Raw genomic sequence first — 20,111 nt, 5'->3', positions numbered from 1 at the left:
AGTTCTTCTCAACAGTGATATTCTATTGAGAATAAGCGATTTACGTATGATTTTAAAGTTAATCTACGCATTCTTGCATGTTTGTCTTTTTTGCCCGTCGCCAAAGGACCGGCTTTCAGGACTTCCCCTTCTTATAATGTTCCCCGTGAGCTGCCTTCTGCAAAAGTGTTGCATCGCACATCTCCCCATTACAAGATTTTATCTATTTGCAAAAATAAGCATATTTTTTATTGTAACAAGTATCTGCCTCGATTTTATCACAAAAATTTCGGTGTATCCTAATCTGCTTCTTCTCCTCCCCAATGCGGTCACGCGCCTCATCCGCTGTCAGAAGTCTTCCCGATTCGGCTTGGCATGTGCTTTCCGGTAGTCCATGGGCGTCATCCCGTGGTGCTGCCGGAAAAGCTTGTTCAGGTAGCAGGAGTCGATGTATCCCATCCGGCTGGCTATCTCCTTCACACTCATGCGGGTGCCCGTAAGCAACTCCTCCACGCGCTTCAGACGGTTTTTGGAAACATAAAGCCGGAAATCCTCCCCGAAATTCCGCTTGAAGAAACGTCCGATGTAGGTGGGCGACAACTGAAAGCGGGCGGCCAGCGCTTCCAGACGGAGCTCATCGGGCTGGTCGATGTGCTGCTCGATGTAAAGCAGCAGGTTCCGGGCCTTGTCACCTTCGGGTCCCACTCCCGTTTCCGTGGCATCCAGTCCCCTGGCAGCCAGCAGGATAAGGCTGTTCACATAGTTCGACAACAGCATCTCGGACAAGGCACGCTTGCCGGAGGCTTCTTCCACCAGCAGTTCCATGAGCCGACGGATGGCCTCCCGGTCGGCCTGAGCCGGCTGCATCCGGAACCCCGACTGCACCTCGAGCGCGCGCCCCACGTAGTGGCCGATGCTGTCGAACACATAATTCTCCGTGAAACGGATAAACACATAACGGCTGTGCGTGCGGATGGTGTACACGTGTATCCGGCTGGGTGGAATCAGGAAGAGGTCGCCCGCCTCGTAGGTATGACACTCCCGCTCGCTGCCCACCGTATGGGCACAGAAAGTGCCGCTCCCCTCCAGGATATAGGCCATCTCAAAAAACGAATGCTGGTGCTCCCCGATTGGAAATTCATCGTGCTCCCTCAAAAGAATCTCCACCTGCTGATACAGATTTTCCTTCCACATAGTCGTATTCTTCATGATTATAGCACAAAAATACAATATTAATCCCTCACTCCTTCCTAACTTTGCAGCGTTTTTTGAAAATAATTAAGACACAGACTATATGGAAAAATTTAGCTGGAAAGGACATGCTTCCATGCTGGGAGCCAATACAATGTGGGGGCTGATGTCGCCCATGTCCAAACTGCTGATGGCCGGAGGGGCCGTCACACCGCTGGTCGTTACGGACTTGCGTATCGGAGGAGCCATGGTATTGTTCTGGATTGCCTCCCTGTTTCAAAAACCGGAGCACGTGAACCACAAGGACTTGATTACGCTGTTTTTCGCTTCCCTGTTTGCCATCGTGTTCAATCAGGGTTCGTTTATTTTCGGCGTGAGCCTGAGCTCGCCGGGCGATGCGTCCATCATCACTACAAGCATGCCGCTCTGGGCCATGGTACTGGCTGCCTTTATCCTGAAAGAACCGATTACCGGAAAGAAGGTGCTGGGTATTGCCTGCGGTGCGGGAGGTGCCTTGCTGCTTATCCTGGGAAGCAGTCAGAACCAGCCGGCTGCTTCTTCTGCCAGCCACACGGCCATCTGGGGAGATTTGCTGGTGTTGTTCGCCCAGTTCTGCTATGCCTTCTACATCGTGCGCTTCAAGGACTTCGTAAACAAATATTCGCTCATCACCATCATGAAGTGGATGTTCACCTATTCCTTCATCTGCACACTCCCCTTCTCGGCCCGCGACCTGATGAATGCCGACTGGGCCGGACTGCAGGCCACTGAAATCGGCAGCCTTATCTTCATCGTGGTAGGGGCCACCTTCATCAGTTACATGCTGATTGTGGTGGGCCAGAAAAACCTCCGTCCGACGGTAGCCGGCATGTACAACTACATCCAGCCACTGGTAGCCTGCATCGTAGCCGTATGCTGGGGCATGGATTCCTTCAACCTGACGAAAATCATTGCCGTGGTACTGATTTTCGGTGGGGTTTATCTGGTTACTTCCAGCCGCAGCCGGAAGGAAATGGAAGCCTATCAGCAAGCGCAATCTGCAGAAGAAAATTCGTAAACGTCTTTTTCATTCGCATATTCCCTCATTTTTCCCTACCTTTGCTCCGATTCTAAAAAAGGGAAAATGAGGATTTCTTTTAAACCTACCCGTCATGCCAGAAACTAATATATCTCATACGTGTCTGCTCTGCATGGGCTCCAACCTGGACGCCCGGCTTCACCTGAAGAATGCGGAAGAGTCGCTGCAACGGCTTTTCCCGGGAATTGAATGGGGGGAAATCGTGGAGACACAACCGGAAAGGATAAGCAACCCGCAACCGTTTCTGAACCGGGCGGCCCGTATTCATACCTCACTGGCCATGACGGAAGTACGGAGTTTACTGAAAGAAATCGAACAGACCAACGGCCGGACACCCCAAAGCAAGGAGGAAGGACGCATCCCTCTCGACATCGACTTGCTGACCTACGACCAGCAGGTGCTCAAACCCTTGGACTTGAAAAAAGAATACGTACGCCGGGCCTTCCTTCACGCCAGTTTCACATATCCCAGCCGGGTATAGCGTACCCCATGTGATTCATAGTGCGACATCACCTTGGCCGACAGCAGATGCAGGAACTGTTGCGGCTCAATCGCCCGGCTGCGACAACTCAGCACATTGGGACTCAAGCTACGGGCACGGGCCTTGACAAGAAACGTGAAACGGTTGCCGTCGCGGTCGGCCGCCAGCACGTTCTGGTCGACAAAAAAATCAGGTTTATAAGTATCTACCTGCAACCGCACGTGAAGCACCGTCACCTGCAAATCTTTCAACGTATCGCCCACCTCCCGCACAAACCGACTGACGGAAGCAATGCGCGGCTTGCGCACGGTCAGTTCAAAATGTACCACGGCAAAACGTTTGGCCAGCTCCACCATGCGTTCGTACCGCGGATTGTGCGGCTCAAACTTGTTGGCCAACCAAAGCATATACGAAGGGTCGATGTAATAAATCTCTGCCAGGTGCTTTCCTTTGTATTTGCCGAAAGGCATCAGGTCGTCCAGGTTGCCATAATACGGTTCAAACCGTTCATTGTCGGCCATCTCCAACTTCACATTACAATTCTGCAACATCGAGAAGGCACGGGCCGAAGCGACATCCAGCGTCACGCCCAGCGTACGGACAAAGAGATAGGACGGAGGAGAAAGAAATTCGCGCCACAGCGCATAATACGGGCGATACTCGGTCGCCATGCTGATAAGATAGGCTCCATTGTCACGCGTGCGCCCACGGTTGAAAAGTTCCAATTCCTTTTGTACTTGTGCGGTAATTTCCATGTCTGCCTCCTCTTTGAAAGGCAAGATAAACAAAAAGAATCAAAAATGCAAGTTTATACAAGCAAAACGGGAGGAAAACGTCCGAAAAACGCTTTTCTCCCGTCAGATGGATATGGAATTCTAACAATTAATTGTCAAAGAATAGCCTTTACGGTTTCCAGCATACCCTTTTCCTGAATGCTGTCGAGGTCTTTCTCCACGGCTTCTGCCAATCCCGGAATCAGGTTCAGGTCTTCGCCCCAGATAGAAGTGGCCCCCAGCACACCTTCCGCAATCTTGGCCGTATCGCCCGTAGCCCACAACTGTTTCAGCAAGTCCATAATTTCCGGTGCGTCGTTGGGAACGATTTCAGCCCCGTCGGCACGTACGCCTCCTTTATAGTAAGTGATGATGGCCGCCAGTCCCAGTACCAGTCCTTCGGGCAGTTTGCCCTTACGCTGCAAGTACGTTTTCAGTCCGGGCAGGTCACGGGTCTGGTATTTCGGGAAGGAGTTCAGCATGATGGAAGTCACCTGATGGTCTACAAACGGATTGTTGAAGCGTTCCAGCACGTCGTGAGCAAATTTCTCCAGTTCCTCTTTCGGCAGGTTCAAGGTTTCCATCAGTTCGTCGAACATCACCTTATGGATGAACTTGCCGACCACCGGATGCTGGCAGGCATCGCGCACGATGTTGATGCCGGAAAGGTATGCCACCGGAGAGAGTACGGTATGCAGACCGTTCAGCAAGGTTACCTTCCGTTCGTGGTACGGTGCTTCCGACGGTACGAACAGCACGTTCAGTCCGGCCTTGTCAGCAGGGAATTCGGCAGCCACTTCCTTCGGCGCCTCGATAACCCACAAGTGGAAGATTTCGGCTTGTACCACCATGTTGTCGTCATACTGCAACTTTTCCTTGATGGCGTCGATGTCCTTGCGCGGAAATCCCGGAACGATACGGTCGACCAGCGTGGCATATACGCCGCAAGCCTTTTCAAACCAGTTTTTGAAGCCGTCGCCCAGGTTCCAGAGTTCGATGTACTGGTAGATGGTTTCCTTCAGCTTGTGCCCGTTCAGGAAAATCAGCTCGCACGGGAAAATAATCAGTCCCTTCGACATATCGCCCTGGAAAGTCTGATAGCGGTGATACAATAGCTGCGTCAGTTTGCCGGGATAGGATGAAGCCGGCGCGTCGTCGAGCTTGCAGGAAGGATCGAAAGCAATGCCCGCCTCCGTCGTATTGGAAATCACGAAACGCATCTCGGGTTGTTCGGCCAGTTTCAGGAAATCCGAGAACTGGTGGTACGGATTCAAGGCACGGCTGATGACGTCAATCATCGTCAGACTGTTCACGGCCTCTCCCTTTTCCAGTCCCTGCAGGTTGACATGATACAGGCAATCCTGGGCGTTCAGCTTGTCAATCATTCCCTTCTCGATGGGCTGTACCACTACTACACTGCTGTTGAAATCGGCTTTTTCGTTCATGTTGTAAATAATCCAGTCCACGAACGCACGGAGGAAATTCCCCTCTCCAAACTGGATGATTCTTTCCGGACGGACCGTCTTTCTGGCGGTCTCTTTGTTCAATGCTTTCATACTATTTCTTTAATCACAAAAATGTTGTTCTGTCGCCCATTTACGGGAATCCGTCGTGCAAAAGTTTTTCCTACGCACAGGCAACCTGGTGTTTTTCAAAGGATTACATTTACTTTCGCGAGATAAATCTTCATAAATGAGTGTTGCAAAGGTAATAAATATTTTGTTATTCCAAAGAAAATTTCTACTTTCGTGTTCGATAACGGGAAGACAATCGATATTTTATATTTCCCAACATAAATAAATTGTAACCTTACTGTATAAGACAATTCTACAAATATTAAAAACACATTCTGTCATGAAAAAATTTATGGACGAGAACTTCCTGCTGCAAACAGAAACCGCACAGGAACTATACCACAACCATGCGGCCAAAATGCCGATTATCGACTATCACTGTCACCTGAGCCCGAAAATGGTGGCCGACGACTACCGGTTCAATTCTATCACCGAAATCTGGCTGGGAGGCGACCATTATAAATGGCGTGCCATGCGAAGCAACGGCGTGGCCGAACGCTACTGCACCGGCGATGCATCCGACTGGGAGAAATTTGAAAAATGGGCCGAGACGGTTCCTTACACACTCCGTAACCCGTTGTACCACTGGACGCACCTGGAACTGAAAACGGCTTTCGGCATCGACAAGATTCTGAATCCGTCTACGGCCCGCGAAATCTTTGACGAATGCAATGCCAAACTGGCTACTCCGGAATATTCCGCCCGCAACCTGATGCGCCGTTACCACGTGGAAACGGTATGTACTACCGACGACCCGGTGGATTCACTGGAATACCACATCGCTACCCGTGAAAGCGGTTTTGAAATCAAGATGCTGCCTACCTGGCGTCCGGACAAGGCCATGGCCGTGGAAGTGCCGGCCGACTTCCGTGCTTACGTGGAAAAACTGAGTGAAGTGAGCGGTGTCAGCATCTCCTGCTTCGACGACATGGTGGAGGCCCTGCGCAAGCGTCATGAATTCTTTGCCGCACAAGGCTGCAAGCTGTCCGACCACGGCATCGAAGAGTTCTATGCGGAAGACTATACGGATGCTGAAATCCGCGCCATCTTCAACAAGGTATATGGCGACACTCCACTGACCCATGAAGAAATCCTGAAGTTCAAGTCGGCCATGCTGGTGGTATTCGGCGAAATGGACTATGAGACGGGCTGGACACAGCAGTACCACTACGGCGCCATCCGCAACAACAACACGAAGATGTTCAAGCTGCTCGGTCCCGACACCGGTTTCGACTCCATCGGTGAATTCAACACCGCCAAATCCATGTCGAAATTCCTCGACCGCCTGAACACGGAAGGCAAACTGACCAAGACCATCCTCTACAACCTGAACCCCTGTGCCAACGAAGTGATTGCCACCATGCTGGGCAACTTCCAGGACGGCACGATACCGGGCAAGATTCAGTTCGGTTCAGGCTGGTGGTTCCTCGACCAGAAAGACGGCATGGAGAAACAGATGAACGCCCTCTCTCTGCTGGGACTGTTGAGCCGCTTTGTGGGCATGCTCACCGACTCCCGTTCGTTCCTCTCCTATCCGCGTCACGAATATTTCCGCCGTACGCTCTGCAACCTGCTGGGCAAGGACGTGGAAAACGGAGAAATTCCGGCCAGTGAGATGCCGCGCGTACAGCAGATGGTGGAAGACATCAGCTACTACAACGCCAAGAACTTCTTCCAGTTCTAAGCCTTCACATTCAGCAAGAAAACGCATAAAAACCCTTTGCAAGGCCGTTCCTTTCGGAACGGCCTTGTTTGATTTCTGTCTTTTTTTCCGTATCTTTGCGTTCCTTTAGCAAAAAAGAAAAGAGATGAAAGTACAATTCATGAGTCTAGCAAGCGGAAGCAGCGGCAACTGCTACTACCTGGCTACCGACCACACCGCCATATTAATCGATGCCGGCATCGGCATCCGTACCCTCAAGAAAGTGTTCAAGGAGCGCATGCTCCACCTGGAAAGCATACAGGCCGTACTCGTCACCCACGACCATGCCGACCACATCAAGGCAATCGGCCACCTGGGAGAACGGCACGGCATCCCCGTCTATGCTACCCACGAGATACACGAAGGCATGCGCCGCAGTTACTGCATGACCGAACGGCTGAGCCCGGAACGCACGCATTTCATCCAGAAAGAAGAAGGCTTCACGCTGGGCGACTTCCACGTCACCTGCTTCGAAGTGCCGCACGATGGGACCGACAACGTGGGCTACTGCATCACGGCAGGCGACAAGACCTTCTCTTTCCTGACCGACATCGGCCACATCACCCCGACGGCTGCACGCTATATCCAGCAGAGCAACTACCTGATACTGGAAGCCAACTACGACGATACCATGCTGAAAATGGGTCCTTATCCACAGCACCTGAAGGAACGCATCGCCGGACCCAACGGGCACATGAGCAACCACGAAATGGCCGACTACCTGAGCAACCATTTCCCCGAGGGACTGAGATACCTGTGGCTCTGCCACCTGAGCAAGGACAACAACCACCCGGAACTGGCTTTCAAGACGGTGGAGCTGGCTTTCCGGCAGAAAAACATCACCGTGGGAAAGGATGTGGAAGTGATTCCCCTGCGACGCACTACCCCTTCCGAGATGTACGTCTTTGACTAAAGCCGCCAGCAAGAAACAACAAAAAAACGAGTTGCGCCCTTTTTCCCACAGAAGGAAGAAGGGCGCAACTCGTTTTTCTGTATCTTCACCGATGAATCAGCGCAGTCTTTCGTATGCCTTGACCAGCATCTCGTCCTTGCCGATGGCGCGGATAGCCAGCCAGTTCAGAATGATGCTCACCAGCGGCAGACAGACAGACCACGAAGGCATGAAGCTGTAGTCATCGAACGCCTTGTCGGGGTTCACCACGAAATAAACCAGCACCAGGTAATAGCCAATCAGCACGATGGTATTGAAGATGGTCAGACGAATCTGTAACATCCGTTTCCGATAGAGGAAGATGGTGCCCAGGGCTACCACAGCCGCCACCACCAGCACGGCAAACAAGGCCCACGGTGTATAGTTCACGTTGCCGTCAGGAAGCGTATAGCTCAAGTTCGTCATTTCGCAAATGTTCTTGTCGGTATAAAAGCTTCCCACGGAAGCAGACATCATCACCACCATCAGGATGGCTACGACCAGCAAATAAACGGTCTGTATTCTCTGTATCATATCAATTGTCAATAAAAGGTTTTCAAACGCAAATGTCATTCTGAGGGGCACGGTTCTTGCCGGCTGCACTCAGAATGACAAGCCCGAATGCACGTATGCATTCCTAAATTCTTTACAATAAGGATTACTGCAATTTTTCCTTTTCCTTTGCAGGGTTTCTATAATAAACCTTTCCTTCGATGTACTCCTGTGTAGCGATCAGTGTCGGTTTCGGGAGCTTTTCGTAATAGCGAGAAATCTCAATCTGTTCTCTGTTTTCAAACACCTCTTCCAGGTTATCGTTATAGGAAGCAAACTCCTGTAATTTCTTGGAAAGGTCATTCTTCATCTCTGCAGCAATCTGGTTGGCACGTTTGCCGATGATAGCTACGGTTTCATAGATATTGCCTGTGTCCTCACAGAGTTCCATCAAATTACGAGTAACGGTAGTTGTAGGAGCGTTTGTTTTTTTGTAATCCATAAGTCCTTATTTATAATTATACACGTTTATTATTCATCTTCACCGGTAGAAATGTACTTGCTCACGTCGGCAAAAATACCTTCCACCTCTTTCATGTACTTGCTTTCCGGAAATTCGTTCTTGAAGGCGTAGTATTCGTCCACGGTCTCGCGCATACGGTCTTCCCGCTTTTCGAGCACACTCTCCTTGGCCATGTGATACTTGGCCCGGAGAATCAGGATATACAGGTCTTCCCGCAACCGCGTGTAGGGATATTCCTTCAGCACGTTCTGTGCCGTCACGATGGAAGCCAGGTAGTTGTTACCCGTACTGCTGTACACCGAGTTTCCGGAATAGGAACCCAGGTCGTAGTAGAGTTTTGCCGAAAGATATTCCTTCTCTACCAGCTTGTCCTGCAATTCGAAAATCATGTTCTGCGCAATTTCTTTCCGCGAACTGGTCGGGAAATATTCCATGAACATCTGCAGTTCCTGAATGGCCTTGTAGGTACTGCTTTGGTCCAGACGCGGTTCCGGTGTATCCAGATAAAGTGCCTTTCCACTGAAGAAACGGGCCAGTTCAGTATAGGTACCCCGCGGATAAGTCGTATAATAGGTATTGAAATAATGCGAAGCCGTCACATAGTCCCCCTGGTTGTAGTAAGTCATTGCCAGCATGTACAACGACTCTTCACCATTGGCCGTACCCTTCAGGATGGGAATCAACTCCTCCAGAATGGTAGCCGCACGCGAATTCTGTCCCTTGGCAAAATAGGTTTTTGCCGCTTCGTATTTGTATTCGTAGTCAGTGCATTTCAGCACCTTGTTATACTCTCCACAGGAAGACAAGATTCCCGCGGAAAGGAGGGCCATTGCAATATATTTCTTCATATTTATCAAGATAGTTGCGCAAAATTACTCTTTTCCAGCGAATAATGCAACTCCAAGACGTTTTTTAATGTAATTTTTCAGGATGTGCAAAGTGTTGTGTAAAATAATATGTAATTTTACACCAATTTTCAATTCACCAATTTCCTGATTTCATGAATTTCGAACTCATATCCGACTATCAGCCCACCGGCGACCAGCCGGAAGCCATCGCCCAGCTGACCGAAGGCGTCATGCAACACGTACCCGCACAGACTTTGCTGGGGGTCACCGGCTCCGGAAAGACTTTCACCATTGCCAATGTCATCAAGAACGTGAACAAGCCGACCCTCATCCTGAGCCACAACAAGACGCTGGCCGCACAGCTCTACGGGGAGTTCAAGAACTTCTTCCCGCACAACGCCGTGGAATACTACGTGTCTTACTACGACTATTACCAGCCGGAGGCATACATCCCTTCGACCGACACCTATATAGAAAAGGACTTGGCCATCAACGAGGAAATCGACAAGCTGCGGTTGGCGGCCACCTCGGCCCTGCTCTCGGGACGGAAGGATGTCATTGTGGTGTCGTCCGTGTCGTGCATCTACGGTATGGGAAACCCGGCGGACTTCTACAACAACGTCATTGACATCAAGAAGGGGAAACTGCTGGACCGCAACGTGTTCCTGCGCCGGCTGGTGGACAGCCTGTACGTGCGCAACGACATCGAACTGAACCGTGGCAACTTCCGCGTGAAGGGGGATACGGTGGACATCTCCCTGGCCTATACCGACAGTGTGCTCCGGGTGATGTTCTGGGACGACGAGATAGACGGCATCGAGGAAATCGACCCCATTTCGGGACATCGCCTCGGCACGTTCGACGAATACAAGATTTATCCGGCCAACCTCTTCATGACGACCAAGGAAAGCACGCTCCGGGCCATCCACCAGATTGAGGATGACCTGACGAAGCAGGTGGCCTACTTTGAAGAAATCGGAAAGCCCTACGAGGCCAAGCGCCTGTATGAACGGGTGACGTACGACATGGAGATGCTGCGCGAACTGGGACACTGCTCGGGCATCGAGAACTATTCGCGCTACTTCGACGGACGCGAACCGGGTACCCGCCCCTACTGCCTGCTCGACTTTTTCCCGGAGGATTTCCTGATTGTCATCGACGAAAGCCACGTCAGCGTGCCCCAAATCCGGGCCATGTACGGCGGCGACCGGGCCCGCAAGACGAACCTGGTGGAATACGGTTTCCAGCTCCCGGCTGCCATGGACAACCGCCCGCTTACGTTTGAGGAGTTCCAGCAGATGGCCAAGCAGGTGATTTACGTAAGTGCGACTCCGGCCGAATACGAGCTGCAACAGAGTGAGGGCATCGTGGTGGAACAGGTCATCCGCCCCACGGGACTGCTCGACCCGGTCATCGAGGTACGCCCCAGCCTGAACCAGATAGACGACCTGATGGAGGAAATCCAGCAACGGGTGGAAAAGGAAGAGCGCGTGCTCGTCACCACCCTGACCAAACGCATGGCCGAGGAGCTGACGGAATACCTGCTCAACCACGACGTGCGCTGCGCCTACATCCACAGCGACGTGGATACGCTGGAACGTATCAAGATTATGGACGACCTGCGGCAGGGCATCTACGACGTGCTGGTGGGGGTAAACCTGCTGCGTGAGGGACTCGACCTGCCGGAAGTGTCGCTGGTGGCCATCCTGGATGCCGACAAGGAGGGCTTCCTCCGGTCGCACCGCTCGCTCACTCAGACAGCCGGACGTGCCGCCCGCAACGTGAACGGAAAGGTCATCATGTATGCCGACCACATCACGGACAGCATGCGGCAGACCATCGACGAGACCAACCGCCGACGGGAAAAACAGCTGGCCTACAACGAGGCACACGGCATCACGCCGAAACAGATTACGCGCTCGCGCAACAATGCCCTGCTCGACATCGAACGGTCTTCTTCTGCCGCAACGGCCGACAGCAAGCCGAAAGCTCCGAAGGCATACACCGAGACGGAAGCCCAGCTGCATGCGGCAGCCGACCCGGTGGTACAGTACATGTCGAAGGAACAGTTGCAGAAGAGCATCGACCGCACCCGCAAGCTCATGCAGGAAGCGGCCAAGAAGCTGGACTTCATCGAAGCGGCACAATACCGCGACGAACTGCTCAAGTTGGAAGACCTTTTGAAAGAGAAAAACTGATATTTCGTTATTTCTGACACATTTTTATGAGTTTTGATTTATTATTCACACTTTTGCGCAAATAATCAAAACAAACAGAAAATGGAACAGATTACGAAGATTGTACAGGAGATTAGTTCGTTCTTATGGGGATGGCCCATGATTGTCTTGCTGCTGGGCACGCACCTTTACCTGACCGTCCGGCTGCGATTTCCCCAACTGCATATTCTCAAGGCCCTGCGCCTCTCCGTCAGCAAGGACCGGGAGGCCGGCGGCGACGTGAGCCAGTTCGGGGCGTTGGCCACTTCCCTGGCAGCGACCATCGGCACGGGCAACATCATCGGTGTGGCGACGGCTGTGGCCCTGGGCGGACCGGGTGCCGTGTTCTGGTGCTGGCTCACAGGGGTGTTCGGCATGTCGACCAAATATGCAGAGGGACTGCTGGCCGTAAAATACCGGGTGAAAAATGCGTCGGGCGAGATGATTGGCGGTCCGATGTACGCCCTGGAACGCGGACTGGGCATGAAATGGCTGGGCATCCTGTTCTGTATCTTCACCGCACTGGCGGCTTTCGGCATCGGCAACACGGTGCAGGCCAATTCCATTTCCTTATTACTCCATGAATCCTACGGGGTATCACCTCACCTGACAGGTATAGCAATGAGCGTCCTGACGGCCCTCGTGGTCATCGGTGGCGTCAAAAGCATCGCCAGAGTGTGCATGGGACTCGTCCCGCTCATGGCCTTGCTCTATGTGGGAGGCTGCATCTACATCCTGATGGTGAACCATGCCTACTTGGGGGCTTCCATCCGCCTCATTCTGGAATCGGCTTTTTCGGCCCGTGCGGCGGGCAGCGGTTTTGTGGGCACCACGGTGATGATGGCGGCCCGCTACGGCATCGCGCGCGGACTTTTCTCCAATGAATCGGGACTGGGGTCGGCTCCCATCGTAGCGGCAGCAGCCCAGACACGCAACCCGGTGCGCCAGGCACTGGTTTCTTCCACAGGTACCTTCTGGGACACAGTGGTTATCTGCGCCCTGACCGGACTGGTACTGGTGAGCAGCATCCTGGCCTATCCGGACATCGACTACACGAGCGACGCGGCCCTGACCAAGATGGCCTTCGCGAAAATTCCCTACGTCGGCACTCCCATCCTGTCGTTCGGCATCGTGACCTTTGCCTTCAGTACCATCCTGGGCTGGACGTATTATTCGCAGAAGGCCGTAGAGTACCTGGGAGGCCGGAAAATCATGCGGGCCTACCGTCTGCTGTGGATTGTGATGGTGTATGTGGGTTCCGTAGTCAACCTGTCCCTCGTGTGGAACTTCGCCGATGTGGTCAATGCCCTCATGGCCATTCCGAACCTTATCTCCCTGCTTCTGCTCTCGGGCGTCATCGTCAGCGAAACCCGGAAGTATCTCTGGAACGACCGCCTGAATGATTATCACGAGGAGTAGGATTGGGATTCCCAAACAGAGAAATTGCTCCCCTAAAAAGCGCTTCGACGTTTTGTATGTTTCTTCTGAAGACACAAAAAACCCCGAGGACTCTTGCAAGTCTCCGGGGTTCTCAGAAAAGGTCAAAAATATCTTTTATTTATTTTGCTTCGTTCAAGTCGATACCTTTGTTGCGCAGTGTCATGGCCATCAGACGTACGTAGTTTGAGTACTGCTTTTCGTCCAGTGTCTGTTTCATCAGCTTCAGGTTGCCGTATACAGCCTTGCGAACTTTTTCCTTGTTGTCAGTCTTTGAGGAGTTGGCACGGGTCATTTCCTGCTCAAAATAGTCGCAAATATCAGCTACTTTCTCGTGCTGGGTAGATGACAGATTCAGATACTTAGTCAGTTTAGACTTGTTGATTGAACCGTTCCACTTTTCTGCATTGCTGTTGCCCTGCACACCTTCTGCAAACATAGAAACTGAAAAAGCCAATGCGGCTACCAATGTTAATCCTAATCTTTTCATACCTTTAAAATCTTTTACCTAAAAACTTTGTTACCTAAATAATTCTCTAGTTTAGCTCGAGCTATTTCTTTTTACCGATGCAAAGATAAGTATATGTTGAACAACATAAAAACAAAGCAGAAGAAAAGTTGCCTTTCCCCTATCATTTATTGACGTACATCAAGAAACAGATATCAAAATGAACAAAATCTTCATTATTTTGTAATATATCGCCTCATTTCTTTCCATATTCATTACTACTTGCAGACTGTTCGACAGGTTAGGCTCCACAAAGTAACAACAAGTAAGTATTCTTTATCCAAATGCGAACTTCTGCCAGCCCCTCCTGTCCGTATGCTCACGCGACAACCGACGAAGAGTCTTTATGGCATAAAAAAAGCCCCTGCGCTGTGCAGAGGCTTTTCTTTATTTCAAGACTTATAATTTCTTGATTATCCACCGAAGTTATCATACATGATAGAAGAGCTTTCAACGCCCAGGCTATCCAGCATGTTAACCACAGCTTTTGACATCGGACCAGGACCACACATGTAGTATTCGATGTCTTCCGGAGCTTCGTGGTCTTTCAGGTAAGTGTTGTACATTACCTGATGAACAAATCCCGGAGTGTACTTCACGCCCGCTGCATCGGCTGCCGGATCCGGACGGTCGAGTGCCAAGTGGAAGTGGAAGTTCGAGAAGTCTTTTTCCAGCTGCAGGAAGTCTTGCAGGTAGAACACTTCGTTCAACGCACGGGCACCGTAGAAGTAGTGCAGTTCGCGGTCTCTTGTGTTCAACGTACGAGTCATGTGCATAATCTGTGCACGCAGCGGAGCCATACCGGCGCCACCACCGACCCAGATCATTTCCTTCTTTGAGTTGAAAATCGGATGGAAGTCTCCGTAAGGACCACTCATCAGCACCTTGTCACCCGGTTTCAGGGTAAAGATGTAAGAAGAAGCGATACCCGGCATCACATCCATGAAACCGCTGCGGTCGGGTTTGAACGGCGGAGTAGCGATACGTACGGTCAGCATGAATACGTCGCCTTCAGCCGGATAGTTGGCCATAGAGTAAGCACGGATGGTTTCTTCTTCGTTTTTACACTTCAGGTTAAACAAACCGAACTTTTCCCATGCAGGCAGGTATTCCTTACCGATAAGGTCTTTATCGATATCCTTGTTGTAGTCCATTTCATATTTAGGAATCTTGATCTGTGCGTAAGAACCCGGGATGAAGTCCATGTGGGCACCCTTAGGCAACTGCACCTTGAATTCCTTGATGAAAGTAGCCACGTTCTTGTTGGAGATAACCGTACATTCGTATTCCTTTACACCCATTACAGATTCAGGCACCTTGATAGACAGGTCACCTTTCACCTTCACCTGGCAACCCAGACGCCAGTGGTCTTTCTGCTGCTTGCGGCTGAAGTGGCTCACTTCAGAAGGCAGGATTTCGCCGCCTCCTTCAATCACCTGACACTTGCACTGTCCGCAAGAACCCTTACCACCACAAGCTGAAGGCAAGAATACGCCGTTAACGGCCAATGTGTTCAGCAACGTAGAGCCGGATTCTACTTCCATTTCCTTGTCGCCGTTGATAGTCAGTTTCACGTTGCCGGAAGCCACAAGGAAATTCTTCGCTACCAGCAGGATGACTACCAGCACCAGAATAGTCACCAGGAATACTCCAATGCTCGCTAAAATAAAATTCATATCCATTGTCTTATTCCTTTCCTATTAGATGTTCAAACCAGAGAAACACATAAATGCCATTGCCATCAGACCTACAGTGATGAAAGTGATACCCAGTCCTCTCAGCGGAGCAGGTACGTCAGAGTAAGCCATTTTCTCACGGATGGCAGCCAGACCGACGATGGCCAGCATCCAGCCGATACCTGAACCCAGTGCGTAAGAGACAGCATCACCGATGCCACCGATGAACTTCGGGTCGGAAGGAGTCAGGTTGATGCGCTGCTGCATGAACAGAGAGGCACCCATGATGGCGCAGTTCACGGCAATCAACGGCAGGAAGATACCCAGCGAAGCATACAGCGAAGGGCTGAAACGCTCCACAATCATTTCCACCAACTGTGTAATGGCCGCGATAACGGCAATGAAGAGGATGAAGCTCAAGAAGCTGAGGTCAATGCCCAAAATACCGTCGGCAGCCAGTACCTTCGTCTGGAGCAAATAGTTGACCGGCAAAGTCACCACCAGCACGAAAGTTACAGCAATGCCCAGACCGACAGCTGTTTTCACATTCTTCGATACCGCCAGGTATGAACACATACCCAGGAAGAACGCGAATATCATATTGTCCACAAAGATGGAGCGGACCAATAAACTGAAAAAATGTTCCATAATGTCTTTCCTTTACTTGTTATTCCTTATCTTGTAATTCAGGATGCTTCGCACGCTGGTACCATATCAGGCAAGCCACGATAATCAACGCCATCGGCGGCATCAGCATCAAGCCGTTGTTCACATAGCCGAACTCCTGGATAGCTGCATGGTTCAGGACATTGAAACCCAGCAACGTACCTGAGCCCAGAAGCTCACGGATGAAAGCCACGATGACCAGAATCTTGGCATAGCCCAGTCCGTTGCCCAGACCGTCAAGACAAGATTCCCACGGGCCGTTTGCCATCGCAAACGCTTCCAGACGTCCCATCAGGATACAGTTGGTGATAATCAGACCTACATATACTGAAAGCTGGACACTTACGTCGTAGGCAAAAGCCTTCAGCAGTTCGCTTACGATAGTCACTAACGCAGCAACGACCACCAACTGTACGATAATACGGATACGGTTCGGAATTGTCTTGCGGATTAATGAGATGACCACATTCGAGAATGCGGTGATAATGGTTACCGAAAGTCCCATCACGATGGCCGGTTCCAGTTTGGAAGTAACGGCAAGTGCCGAACAAATACCCAACACCTGTACGGTGACCGGATTGTTCATGCTAATCGGGGTGGAGAACACTTCTCTATTCTTGGCTGAAAATAAATTTCCCATATTATATTTCCCCTCCTATTATTCTTTAGCGGTTAAAAACTTGGTATAGTTTCCCATGCAGTTCTTCAGCATCTGTCCTACGGCCACTGAAGTAATCGTACCTCCGGAAATACCGTCCACCTGGAACTCAGGCTTGTCAATCTTCCCGTTCTTTACGACATCCAGTCCGATGGCATCTCCGTCCAGCACGTTCTTGTCCTTGAACTCATTCTGGAAATGTTCGGTAGCGATTTCCGCACCCAGGCCCGGAGTTTCTGATGCATGTGAGAAATAAGTGCCATACACGGTGTTCTTATCCTCGTTCAAGGCTACATAGCCCCAGATGGCACCCCACAATCCCGTACCATAAACGGGTATAACATACTTCTTCTGTCCGTCTATCTCGCAGACGAAAAGATGGGCTTCTCCCTTTTCCTTATATGCTTTCTCATATCCGGTAACGAAGCTGCCTTCGTATGGCTTCAGCGAACCGTCTTCAGCCACCAGCATGTCTTCTTTCACCACTTCGGCAAATTTGGCTTCCGCATCTTCCACTTCACGGATACCCAAAGCCGAAAGAATCTGTTTTTTCGTATCCAACTCTACATTTTTTCCTTGCAGGTCGCGCAAAGAAGAGTTGACGAAAGCCAGCAAGAATGCTACGATAACAACCATTACCGAAGCATAAATGATAGTATAAGAGTTACTATTGGTATTCATTGTATTTTCGGTTTTTATTTGTTAGACATAGCACGTTTTGCACGACGCGAAATATTGTTCTGCACTACCACATAGTCAATCAGCGGTGCAAAGATATTCATCAGCAGGATAGCCAGCATCATGCCTTCGGGATAACCCGGATTGAGCACACGGATGATGATGGCCATGGCACCGATCAGGAATCCATAAACGTATTTACCGTTCTCCGTACGTGAAGAAGTGACAGGGTCGGTCGCCATGAACACGGCACCAAAACAAAAACCACCCAGGCACAGATGTTCATACCAAGGCATGTGAGCCACTGCGGTATCCGGTCCCCATTGGTTGAACACCCAACCCATCACGGCACCACCAACGAATACTGACAGCATCGTTCTCCAGCTTGCCACGCCCGACCATAACAGGATAACGGCACCGATAGCAATGGCAATTACGCTCGTCTCGCCGATAGAGCCCGGAATCAGACCGGTCACCATATCCCACGAGAAAGCAGGGCACTCGGCAACCTTTGCCACACCTAACGGAGTAGCGGCTGTCAACCCGTCCACAGTCTTGCCCAAACCGAAAATGCTGTCACCGGACACCCATACCGTATCACCGGACATCTTGGTCGGATAAGCAAAGAACAGGAAGGCACGAGTAATCAACGCCGGATTGAAGATATTCATACCTGTACCACCGAACACTTCCTTGGCAAAGATTACAGAGAAAGCAGTAGCCACGGCCAGCATCCACAACGGACACTCAACCGGCACAATCATCGGAATCAACATACCGGAAACCAGGAAACCTTCCTGAATTTCTTCCTTCTTCCACTGGGCTACCACAAATTCGATACCCAGACCTACCACGTAGGATACAATGATTTTCGGCAGTACAGCCAGGAAACCGTAACCGAACATTTCGATGAAGCTACCTTCTACATTCGTAGCATGGAAATGCTGGTAACCCACATTATACATACCGAACAGCAGGGCCGGTATCAGCGCAATCACCACGAACGACATGATACGTTTGCTGTCTATCGCATCGTGGATGTGCGTACCTGTCTTCGAAGTAGTGTTCGGAACAAACAGGAATGTTTCAAACCCGTCGAACACAGAACGAAAAGCATGAAATTTGCCTCCCTCTTCAAAGTTAGGCTTTATCTTATCGAGATAATTTCTTAACGCGTTCATTTATTAATAATCGTTTTAGTTAGCATTAACACATTTCACGGCGGAGCATGTCGAGTCCGTCGCGAACAATACGCTGCAGTTCCATCTTTGAAGAGCAGACAAATTCACACAAGGCAAAGTCTTCCGGAGCTACCTCGTAAATACCTAGTGCTTCCATACGGTCGATGTCGCCCGCAATGATGGCCTTGATCAGGTATTCCGGCAGGATATCCATCGGAAGTACGTGGTCGTATTCGTTCGACATGATCATGTGGCGTTCACCACCCTTCACACGTGCATCCAACACATATTCTTTCTTCTTGCCCATCATCCAGCTGAAATAAGAATGGCTGGTACTGAAATCGTTCAGACGCGGCATGATCCAACCCAGCATTTCGTGTACGTCGCTTCCTTCCGGAATCACGGTCAACTGGCTGTGGAAGGCTCCCAGATAACCGTTGGCAGTAATCTGCTTTCCGGTCAATACGTTACCGCTGATATAACGCAAAGCCTTGTCCGTAGTTACATTGTTGGCAAATACACCTGTCAGCAGGGCACCTACTTTCAGCTTCACGTAAGCAGGTTTCAACACTTCCGAACCAGTCACTGCCACAGTACGGGTAAAGTCTACACGTCCCGTATTGAACAGCCGGCCAATAAAGATGACAGCCTGCGGATCAATAGTCCATACTGTTTCACCCTTGTTTACCGGAGCAATGTGGTTAATCTGCACGCCGACGTTACCTGCCGGATGAGGTCCGTCAAACACATTGACTTCCACATTCTTTGCCTGCGTCAAAGCAGGTGACTTCTGGTTCACACTGATACTCAGGTATGTCTTGGCCATCTTAGCCAACGCATCCAGTCCAGTCTGGAAATTCGCTTCTTCGCCAGAAAGCGCCAGTTCAAATTCTGGAGCCAGCGGGTTCGTGTCGAATGCAGAAACGAAGATAGCACGAGGTGCTACAGTCGGATCGGCCACTACGTCATACGGACGCTGACGGACAAAGGCGAACAGACCGGCATTCAGCAACACGTCCTTTACGGCAGCCCCGTCGAGAGAAGCTACGCTCTTCTTGCCGAATTCTTCGAAGTCCTGTTCCGCAGCAGCCTGTACGGTAATGCTCATCACCTTACGTCTTGCTCCACGTTCCACGCTTGTTACTACGCCACTTACCGGCGAAACAAATTTCACTTCAGGATGATTCTTGTCTACAAACAAGGGTCCTCCGGCCATGACATATTCCTGTTCCTTCACGACTACCTTCGGAGTCACGCCTGTAAAATCATCGGGACACAGTGAATAGAATCCCGGCTCCTTTACAGCCACCACTTGTGCAGCAGCCTTGCCTTTCAGGTTTATGTCTAAGCCTTTACGCAATTTAATTAAATTTGCCATGTTAGGTTATAAAAAATGGTTTTCTATTTTGCGTGCAAAATTAAAGAAAAAAGAAGTGAAAAAAGAACATTTGCCCATCGAATTAGAGAAATATTTCTTTATATCGCGGGCAAATGTAAAATCTACATGACAAAACAGCGA

At 50.6% G+C, this 20,111-nt stretch carries 20 protein-coding genes; 7 read left to right on the top strand and 13 right to left on the bottom strand.

Annotated elements, in window-relative coordinates; genetic code table 11:
- Positions 1-327 precede the first annotated feature (327 nt).
- Positions 328-1,188, bottom strand: coding sequence for a helix-turn-helix domain-containing protein (locus tag OCV81_RS04825; protein WP_239464644.1), 861 nt, complete (start codon positions 1,186-1,188; stop codon positions 328-330).
- A gap of 85 nt (positions 1,189-1,273) precedes the next feature.
- Here OCV81_RS04825 and OCV81_RS04820 point away from each other — a divergent pair, with 85 nt between their 5' ends.
- Positions 1,274-2,227 carry a DMT family transporter gene (locus OCV81_RS04820; RefSeq protein WP_022353318.1) on the top strand — a complete coding sequence of 318 codons (954 nt, stop codon included), beginning with the start codon at positions 1,274-1,276 and terminating at the stop codon, positions 2,225-2,227.
- 94 nt (positions 2,228-2,321) lie between these two features.
- Positions 2,322-2,729: a 2-amino-4-hydroxy-6-hydroxymethyldihydropteridine diphosphokinase gene (locus OCV81_RS04815; RefSeq protein WP_148328872.1), complete on the top strand. Its 408-nt coding sequence runs from the start codon at positions 2,322-2,324 to the stop codon at positions 2,727-2,729.
- Here OCV81_RS04815 and OCV81_RS04810 read toward each other — a convergent pair.
- Together OCV81_RS04810 and OCV81_RS04805 are read right to left on the bottom strand one after the other, a co-directional pair.
- Complete coding sequence (locus OCV81_RS04810; RefSeq protein WP_148328870.1) at positions 2,696-3,484, bottom strand: exodeoxyribonuclease X C-terminal domain-containing protein; 789 nt, start codon at positions 3,482-3,484, stop codon at positions 2,696-2,698. The two genes, OCV81_RS04815 and OCV81_RS04810, sit on opposite strands and share 34 nt — an antisense overlap.
- Before the next feature lie 134 nt (positions 3,485-3,618).
- Complete coding sequence (locus tag OCV81_RS04805; RefSeq protein ID WP_148328868.1) at positions 3,619-5,058, bottom strand: tagaturonate reductase; 1,440 nt, start codon at positions 5,056-5,058, stop codon at positions 3,619-3,621.
- 298 nt (positions 5,059-5,356) lie between these two features.
- Here OCV81_RS04805 and uxaC point away from each other — a divergent pair, with 298 nt between their 5' ends.
- Both uxaC and OCV81_RS04795 read left to right on the top strand, forming a co-directional pair.
- Positions 5,357-6,760, top strand: a complete 1,404-nt coding sequence (gene uxaC, locus OCV81_RS04800) for a glucuronate isomerase (RefSeq protein ID WP_148328865.1) — start codon at positions 5,357-5,359, stop codon at positions 6,758-6,760.
- Between the two features lie 124 nt (positions 6,761-6,884).
- On the top strand, positions 6,885-7,691 hold the full coding sequence (locus tag OCV81_RS04795) for an MBL fold metallo-hydrolase (protein WP_148328863.1): 807 nt from the start codon (positions 6,885-6,887) through the stop codon (positions 7,689-7,691).
- 96 nt (positions 7,692-7,787) lie between these two features.
- Here OCV81_RS04795 and OCV81_RS04790 read toward each other — a convergent pair whose 3' ends face one another.
- From OCV81_RS04790 to OCV81_RS04780, 3 genes are all read right to left on the bottom strand, one after another.
- A complete protein-coding gene (locus tag OCV81_RS04790) occupies positions 7,788-8,243 on the bottom strand; it encodes a DUF4293 domain-containing protein (RefSeq protein WP_022353324.1) in 456 nt (151 codons plus the stop codon).
- 124 nt (positions 8,244-8,367) lie between these two features.
- A complete protein-coding gene (locus OCV81_RS04785; protein ID WP_022353325.1) occupies positions 8,368-8,703 on the bottom strand; it encodes a DNA-directed RNA polymerase subunit omega in 336 nt (111 codons plus the stop codon).
- A gap of 29 nt (positions 8,704-8,732) precedes the next feature.
- Positions 8,733-9,572: an outer membrane protein assembly factor BamD gene (locus OCV81_RS04780; RefSeq protein WP_148328861.1), complete on the bottom strand. Its 840-nt coding sequence runs from the start codon at positions 9,570-9,572 to the stop codon at positions 8,733-8,735.
- Between the two features lie 152 nt (positions 9,573-9,724).
- Between OCV81_RS04780 and uvrB the strand changes: the two genes are divergently transcribed.
- Both uvrB and OCV81_RS04770 read left to right on the top strand, forming a co-directional pair.
- Entirely contained in the window at positions 9,725-11,770 is a 2,046-nt protein-coding gene (uvrB, locus tag OCV81_RS04775; RefSeq protein WP_148328859.1) for an excinuclease ABC subunit UvrB, read from the top strand.
- A gap of 81 nt (positions 11,771-11,851) precedes the next feature.
- On the top strand, positions 11,852-13,207 hold the full coding sequence (locus OCV81_RS04770; protein WP_148328857.1) for an alanine/glycine:cation symporter family protein: 1,356 nt from the start codon (positions 11,852-11,854) through the stop codon (positions 13,205-13,207).
- 139 nt (positions 13,208-13,346) lie between these two features.
- On the opposite strand, the gene OCV81_RS04765 is transcribed toward OCV81_RS04770, so the two are convergent.
- The 7 genes from OCV81_RS04765 to OCV81_RS04735 form a co-directional block, all read right to left on the bottom strand.
- On the bottom strand, positions 13,347-13,715 hold the full coding sequence (locus OCV81_RS04765; protein ID WP_022354361.1) for a hypothetical protein: 369 nt from the start codon (positions 13,713-13,715) through the stop codon (positions 13,347-13,349).
- 431 nt (positions 13,716-14,146) lie between these two features.
- On the bottom strand, positions 14,147-15,415 hold the full coding sequence (nqrF, locus tag OCV81_RS04760) for an NADH:ubiquinone reductase (Na(+)-transporting) subunit F (protein ID WP_022354362.1): 1,269 nt from the start codon (positions 15,413-15,415) through the stop codon (positions 14,147-14,149).
- Between the two features lie 18 nt (positions 15,416-15,433).
- Positions 15,434-16,057: an NADH:ubiquinone reductase (Na(+)-transporting) subunit E gene (gene nqrE, locus OCV81_RS04755; protein ID WP_148328855.1), complete on the bottom strand. Its 624-nt coding sequence runs from the start codon at positions 16,055-16,057 to the stop codon at positions 15,434-15,436.
- A gap of 19 nt (positions 16,058-16,076) precedes the next feature.
- Positions 16,077-16,715: an NADH:ubiquinone reductase (Na(+)-transporting) subunit D gene (locus tag OCV81_RS04750; protein WP_018711169.1), complete on the bottom strand. Its 639-nt coding sequence runs from the start codon at positions 16,713-16,715 to the stop codon at positions 16,077-16,079.
- A gap of 18 nt (positions 16,716-16,733) precedes the next feature.
- Entirely contained in the window at positions 16,734-17,414 is a 681-nt protein-coding gene (gene nqrC, locus OCV81_RS04745) for an NADH:ubiquinone reductase (Na(+)-transporting) subunit C (RefSeq protein WP_148328853.1), read from the bottom strand.
- 14 nt (positions 17,415-17,428) lie between these two features.
- Positions 17,429-18,592: an NADH:ubiquinone reductase (Na(+)-transporting) subunit B gene (locus OCV81_RS04740; RefSeq protein ID WP_148328851.1), complete on the bottom strand. Its 1,164-nt coding sequence runs from the start codon at positions 18,590-18,592 to the stop codon at positions 17,429-17,431.
- A 25-nt stretch (positions 18,593-18,617) separates the two neighbouring features.
- Positions 18,618-19,970: a Na(+)-translocating NADH-quinone reductase subunit A gene (locus OCV81_RS04735; protein WP_148328849.1), complete on the bottom strand. Its 1,353-nt coding sequence runs from the start codon at positions 19,968-19,970 to the stop codon at positions 18,618-18,620.
- On the opposite strand from OCV81_RS04735, the gene OCV81_RS04730 reads away from it, so the two are divergent.
- Entirely contained in the window at positions 19,969-20,100 is a 132-nt protein-coding gene (locus OCV81_RS04730; protein ID WP_262640124.1) for a hypothetical protein, read from the top strand. The two genes, OCV81_RS04735 and OCV81_RS04730, sit on opposite strands and share 2 nt — an antisense overlap.
- Positions 20,101-20,111 lie beyond the last annotated feature (11 nt).

This window comes from Phocaeicola fibrisolvens (assembly GCF_025567125.1).
In the GTDB taxonomy this organism is placed as follows: domain Bacteria; phylum Bacteroidota; class Bacteroidia; order Bacteroidales; family Bacteroidaceae; genus Phocaeicola; species Phocaeicola fibrisolvens.
Note: the sequence above shows the minus strand (reverse complement) of the source record. Positions and strands in the feature narration are given on the sequence as shown.